Origin of the sequence: Achromobacter denitrificans NBRC 15125 (genome assembly GCF_001571365.1) — a bacterium.
Lineage (GTDB): Bacteria > Pseudomonadota > Gammaproteobacteria > Burkholderiales > Burkholderiaceae_B > Achromobacter > Achromobacter denitrificans.
This window is the reverse complement of the sequence record NZ_BCTQ01000003.1, coordinates 129,943-144,467: the sequence shown is the minus strand read 5'-3', so window position 1 is coordinate 144,467 and position 14,525 is coordinate 129,943. Positions and strand designations below refer to the sequence as shown.

Here is a 14,525-nt window from a genome sequence, read left to right as displayed (position 1 = left end):
GCTCAAACATCATGCGTGATTTACGCTGACACGAGCACTGAATTGCGCGCCACCGCGCCGCCGTGGCGGCCAAGTCAGTCCAAAGGACGGGGGCTCTGAACCATGAGTCGCTACCTGGGTTTTGGATCGCAACGCACAGACCGCAGCCCCCCGACTGCCGACGATATCCGACGGGATATGCAGAACTTCTCGGTGGTGCTGGGCGGCCCGCTATTCCAGCTTCTGCGCCGGGCGCACATTGCCGATGATGCGCTGGAGATGGTGCGCCAGCGGGTTCTCGTCATCTCGCTCATCGCATGGCTGCCGCTACTGGTGCTCGCTGCCGTGGAAGGACGACTGCTGGACGGTAGTGTGGCCATACCGTTCCTGCTGGACCTGGAAGTTCACATCCGATTCCTTGTAGCGGTGCCGCTGCTGATAGTCGCCGAACTGGTGGTGCATCGGCGCCTGCGCCCGATTGCGCGGGCATTCCTCGACCGGGGGATCATCCCAGAAGCGTCCGTGGCGCAGTTCGACGAGGCCGTAAGGTCGGCGTTCCGCCTGCGCAATTCCGTGGCGGCCGAGTTGTTGCTGATCGCGGTGGTCTACGGCGTGGGTATTTTCGTCGTGTGGCACCACTACAGCGCCTTGCAAACGACTGCGACATGGTACGCAGTACCCAGCCCCGACGGTTTGACACTTTCGCTTGCCGGATTCTGGTATGCCTACGTGAGCGTCCCGATATTCCAGTTCCTGTTGCTCCGCTGGTATTTCCGGCTGTTCGTATGGACGCGGTTTCTCTGGCACGTATCGCGCATTGAGCTGAGCCTCATTCCCACGCACCCCGATCGCGTTGGCGGCCTGGGATTTCTTGCCAATACCGTCTATGCGTTCATGGCCCTTCTTGCGGCGCATGGCGCAATGCTCTCCGCTCAGTTCGCCAACCGTATTTTTTTCGCCGGCGCTTCGCTGACAGACTTCAAGGTTGAGACTGGCGCAATGGTGCTCTTCCTGCTGTGCCTTATCTTTGTCCCTTTGCTGGTGTTTTCGCCTCAACTGGCCAACGCGAAGCGAAAGGGCCTGAGCGAATACGGGATGCTGGCCCAACGATACGTGCGCGAGTACGACGCCAAGTGGTTGCGGGGCGGCGCGCCTGCCGACGAGCCGTTGGTGGGGAGCGCCGATATCCAGTCGCTCGCGGATCTCGGCAACAGTTTCGACGTCATCCGAACCATGCGTATCGCTCCCATGACCAAGGATGCCGTCCTGCGCCTGGCTGTCGCGGTGCTGTTGCCGATCTTGCCGCTGGCTCTGACGATGATGTCCTTGGAAGACCTGCTGAAAAGACTGTTCGGGTTGGTGTTCTAGCGCCTTATCCGTTTGGTCAGGTAACTTGATTGCGCAGCGTCAGCGACGCCGCCGATAACTCCGCCGCGTCAGAGAAAAGGTATCAGACTACGACCCCGCCCGACCTCGCCATCTCCATCCCGTACACTACCTGGCTATCACCAGGGAGCGATATGTCGATTCAAACCTTAGGCCGTTGCAGCATCGTCCTGTTTCTCACCGCGCTGACTTCGGGTTGTTCGTTGGGCGGCGAGTGCGGATGGAACCGCAGCAGCTGCATGTATGAAGGCAAGTACGAGCAGGGCGAGGAAGACTACGCGGAAGCCGAAGCAAAGCGTCTGAACAAGAATTCGGCCGATCGGTTGCGCCGTAGCTCCGGCAGCTGATCCGCAGAGCGAGCCTTTCTCGCTCGTGAGGTTCTAAGCGGCCTACTGCGAAGAAGCCAGGAATCCTCTGATCAACCCGACCGTAGCACCGGTGCTTTCTTCCATCAGCCAGTGCCCGGCTCCCGGCACGACTTCTCCGCGCACATTGGTCGCCGCATTGCGCATGACGACCGCCATGTTGTCACCAAAGGATTTCTCTCCGCCGATGGCGAGGACCGGCATGGCAAGCTTGGTCTTGGAAAACGCGATGTTGTCGGCGACATCGCTCTTGGCAATGGCGTTGAACTGCGCGAAGGCGGCGCGCATCGCGCCCGGCTGGGAATAGAGCTTGGTGTAGTGGCGTCGCGTCGCTTCATCGATCTTCGAAGGCGTGCCCGCGAACTCGTTCCAGAAACGGTCGAGATAAATACGCTCCCTGCCGGCGACCAGCCGCTCAAAATCGGGGCCTCCGGCATTGAAGTGCCACAGCGCGGGCCACAGAATGATCTCATCCCACGGCGCGATACCGGGCACGGGCGCATCCATCACCACGAGTTTGTCGACCTTGTTGGGGTAGCTCGCCGCATACGCATAGGCCACCATCGTGCCTATGTCGTGGCCGACGACAGCGGTCTTGTCCTGCTTTAGCGCCGTCACGACCGTGCGTATGTCGACAGCCTGCGATTTCTTGTCGTAGCCACTGGCGGCTTTGGACGATTTCCCCATGCCGCGCAGGTCCGGCACGATCACCAGGTGCGACTTCGCGAGCTCTTTCGCGAGCGGCGCCCACATGTCGCCCGTGTCGCCGAACCCATGGATGAGCACCACGGCCGGGCCGCTCCCTGCGGAGCGGACGAAAATCTTCGCGCCGTCCGCCATGGTGATGGTCTGGCTCTTGAAGCTGCTCGGGAATGTAGGCTGTGCTGCGGCATTTGTGATGCACAGCACTCCCGTCAATAGCGCTACTGTCATTGCAAGGCGACTTTTCATGTCGGCACTCCAATATCGGGGATCGGATCCGCCCGGAATATTGTGAGGCCTAGTCGCGCTTGTCGGCGAAGATATTTGGTTTCAGCCGAAAAACGGTGTCAGACTACAAATTCGCCAGGGGAGGGGACGCGGGCGCTGCGCGCTATCCGGGGGCGCGGTCGGCCTCGGATAGCGGCTTCAGGGCGCATGCCGCCGCCGGTGCCATGCCGCGGCGCAGCGCCTCGTCCGACGGCGGCGCTATCGACCGCCTGGGATGCGCGTAATTCCAGCCCGACCACATCGGACCGATCCGTCGGCGGTCCAGCATTCCCGCCGCGTCCGCCTGACGAACCCAATAGTGCATGAGTTCCTCGCGTTCCTGGCGGGTGTACTGCTCGCGCGCGTCCTCGGCCTCGTAGGTCTCCACCATTGCCAGCATGGCCGCGCCCATGCCGCGCTGCGCCGCAGCGGCAAAGCAGGCGCGCACCGCGGCCATGGTCGTTGGCTCGTACGCGGACTTGCCGGACGCGCCTTTTGCCGCTTCCCGCTGCAATATGATTCCAATGTTGTAGAGCGCCAGCACGTCGCCGTTGGCTGCCGCCAGCGTCACCCACCGCGCGCCGGCCTCGCGGTCCTTCAACAAGGCCGGATCGTCCGGATAGCGCGCATTCAGCTTCAGCCATAGCTCTGGCGTCCAGCGTATCTGCTGGAAGGTAAAGTCCAGATACCGCAACCCTAACCGCCCCTGCGCGGGCGGGTAGCCCAGCTTGGCCGCATCGGTAAGGGCATGGATCGCCTTGGCCTCGCAGCCGTCCCATTCCGGGCGCGCATTGCACCAGTTATCCAGGTCATAGAGCGTCGGCGCATAGCCGTCATCGGCCGCCTGGCCCAGCCAGCGCCAGGCCTCGGGCAGATCCCGCGCGCCGCGGTCGTCCCGATAAAACTCCGCAAGGACCGCCGCGCTCTGCGGCAGCCCCAGTTCCGCCGCCCGCCGATAGAGCGATAGCGCGGCGGCCGGCATGTCGCCCTGCGGTCCGGCCTCCCGCTGCAGCTGGGCTGCCTGATTGAACAACGCTCTGCGATGGCCCTGGTCCGCGGCAAGCTCATTCCACTTGCGCGCCGCCCGCTTATCCTGACGGCCACCCCAGCCCGCCTGCAACATGCGCGCAAGAGACGCCTGCGCGGCGGCATTTCCGCCCCGCGCGGCTGCCTCATACCAGCGCCGCGCCTGGGCCAGGTCCTGAGGCACATGCTGACCCGCCTCCAGGGCCACGGCGGCGCGGTACTGGGTCGTGGTATCGCCTTGCGGCGCATCGCGCAGCCACTGCCGCACTTCGGCGGCGCTCCAACGGCCTGGATCCTGGTCGTACCAGATGGCCGAATCCAGCCATTGGGGGCGAGTCTCCGTGGGCGCTGCGTGCGCCATTTGCGGTGATAGCGCGAGCAATGCCAACGCGGCGAGTGCTTGCAGAGGGAGTTGGGGTTTGGGAAGGGAAGAGAACATCAAAAAAGTGTCAGACTGCAAATTCGCTGGCTAGATACTGCGAAATTGTAGTCTGACACCTATTTTGCTTGTTTTGGATGACGCCGAATGTTCCTGGTGTTTAGGCCGTTGAATCGGATCTGCGCACTCGTTACGTTCAAAATTCTTGCCTTTTGCTGCAGAAGCTTCAGCGTTTCTTCAGCGACTTGTCGTCCATTCCATAAGAAAGTAAAGTTGATGTAATTTTTTGTATGCGTACATTTCATCGAGAAATGGGTTCGATAACCGTGGGCCTAGAACGATTTCGTCTCCCATCGGTGTGGACGCTTTTCTATATATTTATAGTAATAAATAGTTGGAGAGGTACTTATCAATGAAGCTTAATATGGTGATTAATAAAATAAAATCTATTTCAAACCTGGAAATAGATTTACCTGTTGTTAAGGGGTTGTACGCCATTACTGGGCAGAATGGTTCGGGGAAAAGCACGTTGGTTACTTGTGCATCCACTGTATTCTTCAATATGAGAATGAAAGACTACCTTGGCGTGACCGATGAGGACTCCTACATATCATTTGAATTGAATGGTGCAAAACGGTCTTGGCGAAAAAATAGAAAAGGAAAATGGGCAAAAAGTTCGGTTGGTGATATGGTTTTGAAAGGTTTCTACGAGGGAAGCATTATCTATGGAACGAGATTTAGGAATGCTAGCTACCACATTCTTTTGCAAATAGAAAAAATTGATGGTGATAAGCTGACGCTGGCTGATGATTTTATTAGAGAGAATCTTGGAAAAATCCTTCATAATAATAAGAACTTCTATGAGAGGGTCTTAAAAATAAATAGCAATGATGCCGGGCCTGATGTTTTGTTTAGTGGTGATATTTTTTATTATGAAAAAAATGGTCGGCGCGTAAGCCAGTTTCATATGTCGACTGGGGAAAATTTATTGATAAGTGTCCTTAATTCCATAAATTTAAGGAACAACGATAGGGCGAGTTTGAGCAAGCCTTGCGTGATGATGTTGGATGAGATTGAGTTGGCGTTGCATCCGTCTTCCCTAAAGCGTCTTTTGAAATTCTTAAAGGAAATGTCGGACAAGTACAATTATGCGATTTATTTTTCAACTCATTCTATTGAATTGGTAGGTGCAATCAGGCCAGATAATATTTTTTTTATGGAGCGACACGCCGATGGTACTGTGGAAGTATTGAATCCTTGTTACCCTGCATATGCGACTCGAATTCTCTATGATCATGCTGGATACGATTATGTATTCCTCGTTGAAGATGACCTTGCAAAAGAAATAATTAGTCGACTGCTGCGGGATAATCACTTGCTTTCCAGTAAGCTTGTGCATGTCCTCCCGTGCGGTGGCTATACTAATGTAATTGAGCTGGCGAGGGAGGTGGTTAATAGCAACTTGTTGGGGAAACATTCAAAAATCTCAATTATATTAGATGGAGATGTTAAGGAGGATGCTAAGGAATACATAGCGAAGAATGATATAAAAAATAATGTTCCCTTGACATATCTGCCTATTGAGAGTCTCGAAAAGTTCTTGAAGAGTAAGCTACATGATGATGTGGACCATCAGCTGTTTAGAAAGCTAAATGATTTTGTATTTCATCAGGTAAGTCTTTCGGAAATTATTGAGAAATATACTATTGATGTTGATGTTTCTAAAGACGGTAATGGGAAAAAATTGTATAGACGTATCGACGATGAGCTTCGAGAGCGAGGAAAAAATAGAAGTGAGATAGTTGAAATTGTTGTGGATCATCTGATAGATCAAAAGAATGAGGAGCTTTCGAAGATCGTGGACTATTTGAAAAGGCAACTGGAATGTGGGCTGTAATAGAGGTAGTCAAACTGAGCTAACCCAGGTTTTCCGGACACCCGAAGAAGTAGACAATACTTGAAGGAGGTGTCCCATGGATAAATCCAAACCCGAAGTCGAACCGAGCGATACCAAGCGCCAGCACCATAGCCGGGAGTTCAAGATCGAGGCGGTGCGGCAGTTGGAGGAAGGCAAGATCAACGGCACCCAGTTGGCATTGATGTTGGGCGTGAAGCGTTCGATCATCTACCGATGGAAGAAAGAGCTGGCGACCCATGGGCCAGACGTCTCGTTTCCCGGTAAAGGCAAGACGCGTACCGACGAACAGACCGAGATCCAACGTCTCAAGCGCCAGCTTGCCGAAGTCACCGAAGAGCGCGACATCTTAAAAAAAGCGGCAGCGTACTTTGCGCGGGAACTGCCGTGAGGTACGCCTTTGTGCAGGCTCATCAGCAGCAGTTCCGGGTCGCTCGGCTATGCCGGGCTTTACAGGTCAGCCGCAGCGGTTACTACGAGTGGCAACGTCGCGAGCCGTCTGCAAGGCAGCAGGAAGACGTGAAGCTGCTGGCGGCGATAGAGCATACGCATCGAGCGTATCGGCAGGCGTACGGAGCCCAGAAGACATGGCGCGTGCTCAATGCCAACGGTGTGGTGTGCGGCAAGCATCGTGTAGCGCGCCTGCGGCGCCAGGCCGGCATCGAGGCACTGCGTAAGCAGCGGTTCCGCAGACTGGAGAAACACTCCCTCCTCGGGCCGGCACCCAACCGTCTGGAGCGACGGTTTACGGTGCACTGTCCGAACAAAGTCTGGGTCGGCGATATCACGGTTGTGTCGACGCGAACCGGCTGGCTGTATCTCGCGGTATTGCTGGATCTTTACTCGCGCTCAGTAGTCGGTTGGAGCATGTCCGAAAAGCGGGACCGAAGTCTGGTCATCCAGGCACTGTTAATGGCGATGACCAGACGCAAGCCACAGCCGGGGCTAATGCACCACAGCGATCGGGGCGCTCAATACAGTTCTGCCGAATATCGCGCAATGCTGACAGGCAACGGCATTACTATCAGCATGAGCGCCAAAGGCGATCCTTACGATAATGCCGTGGCAGAGAGTTTCTTCAGTAACCTCAAGAACGAATTAACGCATCACCAAGTCTTTTAGCCGAGAGCACGCACGGCTGGCGATCTTCAACTACATCGAGGTCTTCTACAACCGCCAGCGAATCCATCAGGGGCTAGGCTATCGAACCCCTGCTCAGGTCGAGGCCTCTGTGCCTTAACCAAACTGTCCGGAAAATCCGGGTTAGTCCAGACTACAAGCTCGCAGCGTCTAACTAGCGAATTTGTAGTCTTACACCTATTTGTCTTACGTCTGATCGCCTGACGGCCGAGACGGTATCTATTTTTGCGACATCAGCCTGCCTTTCCCCGCCGCACTCTAATGAGGATTCTCAAAAATATCCTCAACACGCCTCTTGAACAGCGCACTGATCCGAAACGCCAGATCCAAAGACGGATCATGCTTCTCAGTTTCCAGCGCATTGACGGCCTGGCGTGAGACGCCCAACCGTTCCGCCAGTTCCGCCTGTGTCCAACCCGCTTCGGTCCGCAGGACTCGCAATCTGTTTTTCATTCAATTGCTCGTGCGGACGAAGGGAGATAACAGCGCGTAGATTCCCCAGAATATGGGGTAGAAGAGCCATCCGGGAATATGGGGAGCGGCCGCATAGGTTTCGCCAAACCCCCACGCGGTCCAGAGCGCCATGGTGGCGCCAGCGGCCAGGATGAAGCACTTGGCGACGATCACGCGCACGTATTCATCGCTTTGCGCTATGAGCCGTAGCGTGGCCCATATCTGGCCGGCGACGAGCAGCGCCGCCAGCGCTGCGACGGCCCATCCTGCCGGTTTGCCCAAGATGCTATCGAAGAGGCCCGCAATGGCGGCAGCGTGGACCAGCACGTAAGCGCTCATGAAGGCAACGGTGCGGACGGCGTAGCTGCGGCCAGGGGAAGTCGCACGGGCGGAGGCAACGTGAGTGGGCATGGCAATGACCTATGTAAAGAAAACCTGACTTTAATGATGTCAAGTTTACTTGTCAATAAGTCATGTTTTCTTTACATGCCGTGGATTGCTCGGTTCGAGCACTGCGGCACGTCGGCGTGCGCCGCGATCGGGACGCTGTTCCCGGCTACTTGGAGGTGGTCACAGAATCCTGAGGCAGAAAAAACCGATCCTTCAATTCCTGCAACCCAATCCGATCCAGCATCTCCGTCAGCCGTTCCGCCGGCTTCCGACGCGGCAAATCCTTGTACTGCGCAATGATCAGCTCATTCTTCATCGAATGCTCCCACCCCACCAGCTCAGTCACGCTGACCTGATATCCATGCGCCTCCAGCTGCAGGCACCGCAGCACATTCGTAATCTGGCTCCCAAACTCCCGCGTATGCAGCGGATGCCGCCAGATCTCAGCCAGCGGATCCGCCAGCGCCTTGGCCTTGTTCTTCCTCAGCACCGAAGCCACTTCCGCCTGGCAGCAGGGCACGACGACGATGTACTTGGCCTTCTTCTCCAGGGCGAAATGAATCGCGTCGTCGGTGGCGGTGTTGCAGGCGTGCAGGGCGGTGACCACATCAATCGTGGCAGGCAACTTGTCCGACGTGATCGAATCGGCCACCGACAGGTTCAGGAACGACATGCCGCCAAACCCCAGCCGCTTGGCCAGTTCTTCGGACGACTTCACCAGTTCTTCGCGGGTTTCGATGCCGTAGATGTGGGAGCCGTTCTTCAGCGTTTCGGTCTGTTCTTTGAAGAACAGGTCGTAGAGGATGAAGCCCAGGTACGACTTGCCCGCGCCGTGGTCGGCGAGGGTGACGGCGCCGCGTTGTTGTTGGACGTCTTTGAGCAGCGGTTCGATGAACTGGAACAGGTGGTAGACCTGTTTGAGTTTGCGGCGGCTGTCCTGGTTCATCTTGCCGTCGCGGGTCAGGATGTGCAGGGCCTTGAGCAGTTCGATCGACTGGCCGGGGCGGATGTCGTGGGTTTTTTCGGACATGGGGTAAGGCAATGCGCCCCGCGATGAGCGGGGCGCATGAGAAGGCGGAAAGCGTCAGTTTAACGAAAACGCGGCCGGCCCTGGCGGAACGGGCGCGGGCTGCGCCTCTTCTTGTGATCCGCATGATTTGGCAGGCGAGTAACATGCCCGATGCGATTGGAGCATGTCATGCAGTTCTGAAAGCGCCTGGCCGCCAGGGCGGGCGCAGGGAGAGTCGTCAAATGTTCAGCCACATCACTGTCGGGACGCGTGATCTTGAACGCGCGGGCCGTTTTTATGACGCGGTGCTGCTTCCGCTCGGGTTGAAGCGTCGCGTTGTCACGCCGGATGGCGGGCCCTTGGCGCTTTGCTGGGTGACCGGCCAGGCGCTGCTGCCGCGCTTCTATGTCTACATGCCCTACGACGGCGAGCCGGCGTCGGCGGGCAATGGCAGCATGGTGGCTTTTCTGGCTCCTACGCAGGAAGCCGTGAGCACGGCCCATGCGGGCGGGCTGGCGCAGGGCGGGACCGATGAAGGGGCGCCGGGGATGCGCCCTCATTATGGCGACGGCTACTTCGGCGCGTATCTGCGCGATCCTGACGGGAACAAGGTGCATATCGTTCATCGCGGGGACCTCCCGCTGTAAGGCGGAGAGGCCCGACATCCCTGGAGAAACGCAAATGCTCGTGAGTCAGCTTGCTCTTGTGTACGGCACTTATCTGATTGCCACCGCCAGTCCCGGCCCCAGCAATATGGCGATCATGGCAACGGCGATGCGCGACGGCCGTGTGCCGGCCTTGGCGCTGGCGGCGGGCGTCATTACGGGCTCGTTGTTCTGGGCGACCCTGGCGGCAACCGGCATTTCCGCCGTGTTGGCGGCTTCCGCCCAGGCGCTTTTCATCATCAAGATGGTGGGAGGCGTCTATCTGCTTTATCTGGCGTTCCGCAGCGGCCGATCGGCGCTGAGGCCGGGCGCGGCATTTGCGAAGGTGGAAACGGGGCGCGCGACGCCGCGCTACCGGGTGCTCTACCGCCAGGGCGTGCTGATGCACATCGGCAACCCCAAGGCGGTGCTGGCCTGGATGGCGATCATGTCGCTGGGGCTGGGGGAGAGCGCGTCGGACGGCACCTTGCCCGCGATCATTGGCGGTTGCGCGTTGCTCGGCGTCATGGTGTTCGGCGGCTATGCCGTCGCGTTTTCGACCGCGCCGATGATTGCGCTGTACGCCAGGCTACGGCGCTGGATCGACGGGACGGTGGCCGTGGTGTTTGGCGTTGCGGGCGTCAAGCTGCTGACCTGGCAGCGTTGATAGGGCGGCTCGTCATCGCCGGCCAGTGTCGGCGACGACGTGCGCTAGGCAAGGCATCCGGCACGCACGCGGCCGGACGCCGCGGGATCAGGCAGCCGGGAACACCGGCTCGCCCAGGTTCAGCATCAGGCGATTCGCCCACGCAAAGATCGCGTCCGAGTGCAGCAGGTCCAGGACCTCGCCTTCATTCAAGCCCACGTCCTTCAGGGCCTGGATGCTGTCGGCGTTCACCGAAGCCGGGGCGTCGGTGATCTGGATCGAGAACTTGCCGATGGCCAGTTCGCGGGCGGTGGTGCCGGCGGTGGCGGGGTCTTCGAACACCTGGGCGATGACGTCGTTGCGCTTGGCCAGCTGCTCGAAGCGCTGGGCGTGGACCGAGGCGCAGTAGACGCAGCCATTGACGCGCGACACGACGGTGGCGCCCAGTTCGCGCTCTGCGCGGGACAGGCCGCCGGGCGCGTACATGATGGCGTTGAAGGCCGTGGAGCGCTGGCGCAGGATTTCGGGCTGGTGGACCAGGAACAGGTAGTAATCCGAGACCTTGGCCTTGGGGTGGCTTTCTTCCAGGACGGCGACCTGTTCGGGCGTGGCCGTTTCCACATTGACCACGTCTAGCCAGGCCTTCCATTCCAGGCTTTCGTTGGTGAAGCCGTGGGCCTTGATGACGGCGCCGGGCGCGGTGGCCGCCGTGTTGGGCGGGAAGGGCGCAGGCGGGGTGCCGGTGGCGGCAGGCTGGATTTCCAGGGCCTTCATGGCTTCCAGGCCGGCGACCAGGCGGACCTGGTAGGACAGGAAGGCGATGAGCTGCGACAGGATGACCACGGCGGGCGTGGAGACGCCGGCGGCGGGCAGGGTCTTGAGCGCGGCTTCGTCGCCTTCGACCGGTTTCTCGATCAGCTTGCGCGTGTATTCGAGGATGGCGGCCAGGCGCGGGCTGGAGGCGTCGGCGGGCTTGCCGGATTCGGCGACGGCGATGTCGGCGGGCGTGGCACCGGCGTCGGTCAGGCGGGCGCGGTAGTGCGCGGCCAGGACGGGCGACGGCGTGATGCGGGCGGCGTACAGCGCGACCAGCAGGCGCTCGGCCAGCGACAGGCCGGGCAGGGCGGGGTCGAAGAGGGCGTCGTAGCTGCCTTGGGTGGCGGCGGCGACTTTCTCGCGCTGGTGGCGCGCTTCGTAGGTCTTGGTGCCGGGCGCGAGGGCGATCAGGCGATCGACCAGGTCGTCGGTGACGTTGTAGACGATGGGTTCAGCCATGCGGGATCTCCTTGTTTCTCTCAGGCGGCGCGGGCGCGGACGGCGGCGTCCAGGAACTTCAGCACGCCTTCCCAGGATTCCTGGTCGGCGCGGGCGTTGTCGCGCGGGGTGCCGCCGCTGGTGCTGATCTTGCCGGACACGGGGTGGGCGTACACGTGCTGGGTGGTGGGCACGTACGGGAACAGGATGGAGTGCCCGCCGTTCTCGTAGTCCAGCCATTGGACCGGGTAGGGGTGCTTCACTTCGGCCAGCTTGTCCTGCACCATCTTGGAGTACAGGCTGGACGGCCAGGAGCCGTCGTCGGTGCCCGACAGCAGGATGACGGGGCCCTGGATGTTCTCGACCTTGATGCGGGCGCGGGCGACGGCGTCGGGGTCTTGCAGCGCGGTGAGGATGGCCTTCTCGTGGCGGTGCGGCGCGGGGCCTTCGTCGAAGGGCGCCCAGGTGGCGGTGCGGTTGTTTTCCCAGACGTGGGGGATGGGCTTGCCGCCCAGCAGCCACGTGGGGCCTTCGCGGCCGATCTTGGGATCGCAGGCGTTCTGGCCGCTGTGGACCACGGCGCCGGGCACGTAGGCGACCACGGCGGACACTTCCTCGGGGAAGGTGGCGCCCAGCAGCAGCACCAGTTCGCCGCCGCGCGACTGGCCGCTGATGGCGACGAAGTCGTGCTTGGGTTGCACCTTCTTGCGCAGCCAGCGCAGGCCGGTCTGGAAGTACTCCAGCGGGGTGTTGGAGATGTAGTCGGACAGGCCGGGCGCCTTGAAGTACGCCAGCGCGAAGGCGGCGTAGCCGCGCGAGGCGTAGAGCGCGGCGCGCGGTTCGTTGATGCCGCCGCCCGAGCCGTTCAGGATCATGACGGCGGGATGCGTGCCCGGGCCGGCGCCGGGCGGCAGGTACAGCGTGCCGACCAGGCCTTCCTCGCGCACGTCCTGGCGGGTGACGCCCTCGCACGCCAGGCGCTGGATGAAGCTGGCCTGGGCCTGCGCGCCGCCGGCGCGGGCCACCACGTCGGTGACCAGGGGCTCGGCGACCGGCTGGTTGAACTGTTCGCGGCTGGGCGAATCCACGGGCGACTGCGACCAGATCAGGCCCATGGGGGCCACGCCGGCGTAGTCGCCGGATACGGGGGCCTGGCGCGTCAGGTCGACGATGCCGGCCGCGTCCGCCACGAAGGTGGCCTGGCTTTGCCAGAGCACGCCCTTGCGGCGCGTGAGGGCGGTGATCTCCACCGTTTCGCCGGGCTGGGCCTGCTCGACCCGGATGCAGCGCGGCACGTCGATCAGGGCGTCCGCGGGGGTGATGGTGAGTACGGGCGCCATGGCTTACTTGCCGGAGTCCTTGGTCACCATCATGGCGGCCGTGCGGTCGCTGGTCATGGGGGTGACCTTCAGGCCCTTCTTGGTGGCCCAGATGTTCTTGTAGTGGAAGAGCGGGATGATGCCCACGTCGTCCGACACGATCTTGACGGAGTCGCGCAGGATGGCTTCACGCTTGGCCACGTCGAATTCCGAGGTGGACTGCTCCAGGGCGGCGTCGACCTTGGCGTTGCTGTAGCGGCCCCAGTTGGAGGCGCCCAGGCCCTTCTTGGCGTCGGCGGTGGCCAGGATGTTGACCAGCGCGTAGCTGCCTTCGCCGGTGCCGTTGCCCCAGGCCAGCATGCTGACCGCGAATTCGTTCTTGTTGGCGCGGCCCGAGTACACGGCCCACGGCACGACTTCCACCTGGGTCTTCACGCCGATGCGGGTCCAGAACTGGGCCACCGCCTGGGCGGTTTCCGGGCCCTGGGGGTAGCGGTCGTTGGGAACGTGCATGGTCAGCTTGAAGCCGTCGGGAAAGCCGGCTTCGGCCAGCAGCTTCTTGGCCTGGGCGACGTCGTTGGGGATGTCCTTGACGTCGGGGTTGTAGCCGAAGGTGCCCTTGGGCATCCACTGGTTGGCTTCGGTGGCGGCGCCTTGCAGGATGCGGTCGGAGATGGCCTTGCGGTTGATGGCCAGGTTCAGCGCCTGGCGCACGCGCACGTCCAGCAACGGGTTCTTGTCCAGCGCCTTGCCGTTGTTGTCGGTGATGTACTGGTTGGGCGCGGGGTTGAAGCTGGGCTGCAGGATCATGACGCGCAGGCCGTCGTAGGGGTAGACAGAGATGTTGGACGCCTTTTGCAGCTTGGCCAGGTCCGACACCGAGACCTTGTCGATCACGTCCACGTCGCCGGCCAGCAGCGCGGCGGTGCGGGCGGCGGCGTTATTGATGTAGCGGTAGTTGACCTTGTCCCAGATCTGCTTGTCGCCCCAGTAGGCGTCGTTGCGTTCCATGATGACGCGGTCGCCGGGGGTGTAGGACACGAACTTGTACGGGCCGGTGCCGATCATGGCCTTGCCCGAGTTGTAGTCTTCCGTGGTCGACTTTTCACCGACGTGCTTGCTGACCACGTGCACGGAGGCCAGGTTCAGCGGCAGGTCGGGGTTGGGGGCCTTGGTCTTGATGATCAGGGTCAGCGGGTCCTTGGCGGTCATCGTGTCGATGGTGCGCAGGTAGCCGGCGTAGGTGGCCACGCTGCCCGGCACGGCGCGCGCGCGGGTGTAGGAATAGATCAGGTCGTCGGCGGTGAAGGGCGTGCCGTCCTGCCACTTGACGCCTTCGCGCAGCTTGAATTCCCAGGTCTTGTCGTCCAGCGGCTTCCAACTGGCGACCAGGCCGGGCTGGAGCTTGTTCCACTTGTTCTCGATCGCCAGGTCCCAGAAGTGCAGGGCCACCGAGCGGTCGCCGGCGTGGTTGTTCAACTGCGGGTCCAGCGACGACAGCGGGTCGGCGAAGCCGATGGACAGGTCGTCCGCGCTGGCGGCGGCCGAGGCGCCGAGGAGGGCGGCGGTCAGGGTGGTGAGAATCAGGCGTTTCATGTTCGGAGTCCTTGGTACAGGGGGAACTGGCGGTCAATTCCGGAAGCCGCGGCGC

The 14,525-nt window shown here is 60.7% G+C and carries 16 protein-coding genes; 8 read left to right on the top strand and 8 right to left on the bottom strand.

Features of this window, described 5'->3' with window-relative positions:
- The first annotated feature begins 177 nt into the window (after window positions 1–177).
- Both ADE01S_RS04315 and ADE01S_RS04310 read left to right on the top strand, forming a co-directional pair.
- Window positions 178–1,347: a hypothetical protein gene (locus ADE01S_RS04315; RefSeq protein WP_075873425.1), complete on the top strand. Its 1,170-nt coding sequence runs from the start codon at window positions 178–180 to the stop codon at window positions 1,345–1,347.
- A 152-nt stretch (window positions 1,348–1,499) separates the two neighbouring features.
- The gene (locus tag ADE01S_RS04310; protein ID WP_062680225.1) at window positions 1,500–1,712 is read left to right on the top strand and encodes a hypothetical protein; all 213 of its coding nucleotides are present in this window, start codon (window positions 1,500–1,502) and stop codon (window positions 1,710–1,712) included.
- Between the two features lie 42 nt (window positions 1,713–1,754).
- Here the strand turns inward: ADE01S_RS04310 and ADE01S_RS04305 are convergent, their stop codons facing one another.
- Together ADE01S_RS04305 and ADE01S_RS04300 are read right to left on the bottom strand one after the other, a co-directional pair.
- Window positions 1,755–2,681, bottom strand: a complete 927-nt coding sequence (locus tag ADE01S_RS04305; RefSeq protein WP_075873426.1) for an alpha/beta fold hydrolase — start codon at window positions 2,679–2,681, stop codon at window positions 1,755–1,757.
- A gap of 142 nt (window positions 2,682–2,823) precedes the next feature.
- Window positions 2,824–4,164: a tetratricopeptide repeat protein gene (locus tag ADE01S_RS04300; RefSeq protein WP_115599011.1), complete on the bottom strand. Its 1,341-nt coding sequence runs from the start codon at window positions 4,162–4,164 to the stop codon at window positions 2,824–2,826.
- Window positions 4,165–4,516: 352 nt separating this feature from the next.
- On the opposite strand from ADE01S_RS04300, the gene ADE01S_RS31115 reads away from it, so the two are divergent.
- The 4 genes from ADE01S_RS31115 (at window position 4,517) to ADE01S_RS32280 (ending at window position 7,259) form a co-directional block, all read left to right on the top strand.
- Complete coding sequence (locus ADE01S_RS31115; protein ID WP_075873427.1) at window positions 4,517–6,001, top strand: ATP-dependent nuclease; 1,485 nt, start codon at window positions 4,517–4,519, stop codon at window positions 5,999–6,001.
- A gap of 76 nt (window positions 6,002–6,077) precedes the next feature.
- A complete protein-coding gene (locus ADE01S_RS04290; protein ID WP_062680221.1) occupies window positions 6,078–6,410 on the top strand; it encodes a transposase in 333 nt (110 codons plus the stop codon).
- Window positions 6,407–7,141 carry an IS3 family transposase gene (locus tag ADE01S_RS04285; protein ID WP_082775692.1) on the top strand — a complete coding sequence of 245 codons (735 nt, stop codon included), beginning with the start codon at window positions 6,407–6,409 and terminating at the stop codon, window positions 7,139–7,141. The genes ADE01S_RS04290 and ADE01S_RS04285 overlap by 4 nt, the downstream gene beginning before the upstream one ends.
- Window positions 7,125–7,259, top strand: coding sequence for an IS3 family transposase (locus ADE01S_RS32280; RefSeq protein WP_082775701.1), 135 nt, complete (start codon window positions 7,125–7,127; stop codon window positions 7,257–7,259). The genes ADE01S_RS04285 and ADE01S_RS32280 overlap by 17 nt, the downstream gene beginning before the upstream one ends.
- Window positions 7,260–7,417: 158 nt before the next feature.
- On the opposite strand, the gene ADE01S_RS31105 is transcribed toward ADE01S_RS32280, so the two are convergent.
- From ADE01S_RS31105 to ADE01S_RS04275, 3 genes are all read right to left on the bottom strand, one after another.
- Window positions 7,418–7,612 carry a helix-turn-helix transcriptional regulator gene (locus ADE01S_RS31105; protein ID WP_075873229.1) on the bottom strand — a complete coding sequence of 65 codons (195 nt, stop codon included), beginning with the start codon at window positions 7,610–7,612 and terminating at the stop codon, window positions 7,418–7,420.
- The gene (locus ADE01S_RS04280; protein WP_062680220.1) at window positions 7,613–8,023 is read right to left on the bottom strand and encodes a hypothetical protein; all 411 of its coding nucleotides are present in this window, start codon (window positions 8,021–8,023) and stop codon (window positions 7,613–7,615) included.
- Between the two features lie 145 nt (window positions 8,024–8,168).
- Window positions 8,169–9,032 (bottom strand): class I SAM-dependent methyltransferase, encoded by an 864-nt coding sequence (locus tag ADE01S_RS04275; protein ID WP_062680219.1) that lies wholly within the window; start codon window positions 9,030–9,032, stop codon window positions 8,169–8,171.
- 221 nt (window positions 9,033–9,253) lie between these two features.
- On the opposite strand from ADE01S_RS04275, the gene ADE01S_RS04270 reads away from it, so the two are divergent.
- Both ADE01S_RS04270 and ADE01S_RS04265 read left to right on the top strand, forming a co-directional pair.
- Window positions 9,254–9,658 carry a VOC family protein gene (locus ADE01S_RS04270; protein WP_062680218.1) on the top strand — a complete coding sequence of 135 codons (405 nt, stop codon included), beginning with the start codon at window positions 9,254–9,256 and terminating at the stop codon, window positions 9,656–9,658.
- A gap of 34 nt (window positions 9,659–9,692) precedes the next feature.
- Window positions 9,693–10,322: a LysE family translocator gene (locus tag ADE01S_RS04265; protein ID WP_062680217.1), complete on the top strand. Its 630-nt coding sequence runs from the start codon at window positions 9,693–9,695 to the stop codon at window positions 10,320–10,322.
- 87 nt (window positions 10,323–10,409) lie between these two features.
- Here ADE01S_RS04265 and ADE01S_RS31100 read toward each other — a convergent pair whose 3' ends face one another.
- From ADE01S_RS31100 to ADE01S_RS04250, 3 genes are read right to left on the bottom strand one after another with little or no spacing between them, the layout of a single operon-like run.
- A complete protein-coding gene (locus tag ADE01S_RS31100) occupies window positions 10,410–11,576 on the bottom strand; it encodes a CMD domain protein (RefSeq protein WP_075873230.1) in 1,167 nt (388 codons plus the stop codon).
- Between the two features lie 20 nt (window positions 11,577–11,596).
- A complete protein-coding gene (locus ADE01S_RS04255) occupies window positions 11,597–12,895 on the bottom strand; it encodes an acyl-CoA thioesterase/bile acid-CoA:amino acid N-acyltransferase family protein (RefSeq protein WP_062680216.1) in 1,299 nt (432 codons plus the stop codon).
- Window positions 12,896–12,898: 3 nt separating this feature from the next.
- Window positions 12,899–14,470 (bottom strand): ABC transporter substrate-binding protein, encoded by a 1,572-nt coding sequence (locus tag ADE01S_RS04250; protein ID WP_062680215.1) that lies wholly within the window; start codon window positions 14,468–14,470, stop codon window positions 12,899–12,901.
- Window positions 14,471–14,525 lie beyond the last annotated feature (55 nt).

Bases quoted from the DNA above. Each gene is read 5' to 3' on its own strand.
- ADE01S_RS04265 (WP_062680217.1), top strand. From the start codon at position 9,693: ATGCTCGTGAGTCAGCTTGCTCTTGTGTACGGCACTTATCTGATTGCC.
- ADE01S_RS04270 (WP_062680218.1), top strand. From the start codon at position 9,254: ATGTTCAGCCACATCACTGTCGGGACGCGTGATCTTGAACGCGCGGGC.
- ADE01S_RS04275 (WP_062680219.1), bottom strand. From the start codon at position 9,032: ATGTCCGAAAAAACCCACGACATCCGCCCCGGCCAGTCGATCGAACTG.
- ADE01S_RS04290 (WP_062680221.1), top strand. From the start codon at position 6,078: ATGGATAAATCCAAACCCGAAGTCGAACCGAGCGATACCAAGCGCCAG.
- ADE01S_RS04305 (WP_075873426.1), bottom strand. From the start codon at position 2,681: ATGAAAAGTCGCCTTGCAATGACAGTAGCGCTATTGACGGGAGTGCTG.
- ADE01S_RS04300 (WP_115599011.1), bottom strand. From the start codon at position 4,164: ATGTTCTCTTCCCTTCCCAAACCCCAACTCCCTCTGCAAGCACTCGCC.
- ADE01S_RS31100 (WP_075873230.1), bottom strand. From the start codon at position 11,576: ATGGCTGAACCCATCGTCTACAACGTCACCGACGACCTGGTCGATCGC.
- ADE01S_RS04310 (WP_062680225.1), top strand. From the start codon at position 1,500: ATGTCGATTCAAACCTTAGGCCGTTGCAGCATCGTCCTGTTTCTCACC.
- ADE01S_RS04280 (WP_062680220.1), bottom strand. From the start codon at position 8,023: ATGCCCACTCACGTTGCCTCCGCCCGTGCGACTTCCCCTGGCCGCAGC.
- ADE01S_RS04255 (WP_062680216.1), bottom strand. From the start codon at position 12,895: ATGGCGCCCGTACTCACCATCACCCCCGCGGACGCCCTGATCGACGTG.
- ADE01S_RS04315 (WP_075873425.1), top strand. From the start codon at position 178: ATGCAGAACTTCTCGGTGGTGCTGGGCGGCCCGCTATTCCAGCTTCTG.
- ADE01S_RS31105 (WP_075873229.1), bottom strand. From the start codon at position 7,612: ATGAAAAACAGATTGCGAGTCCTGCGGACCGAAGCGGGTTGGACACAG.
- ADE01S_RS04250 (WP_062680215.1), bottom strand. From the start codon at position 14,470: ATGAAACGCCTGATTCTCACCACCCTGACCGCCGCCCTCCTCGGCGCC.
- ADE01S_RS31115 (WP_075873427.1), top strand. From the start codon at position 4,517: ATGAAGCTTAATATGGTGATTAATAAAATAAAATCTATTTCAAACCTG.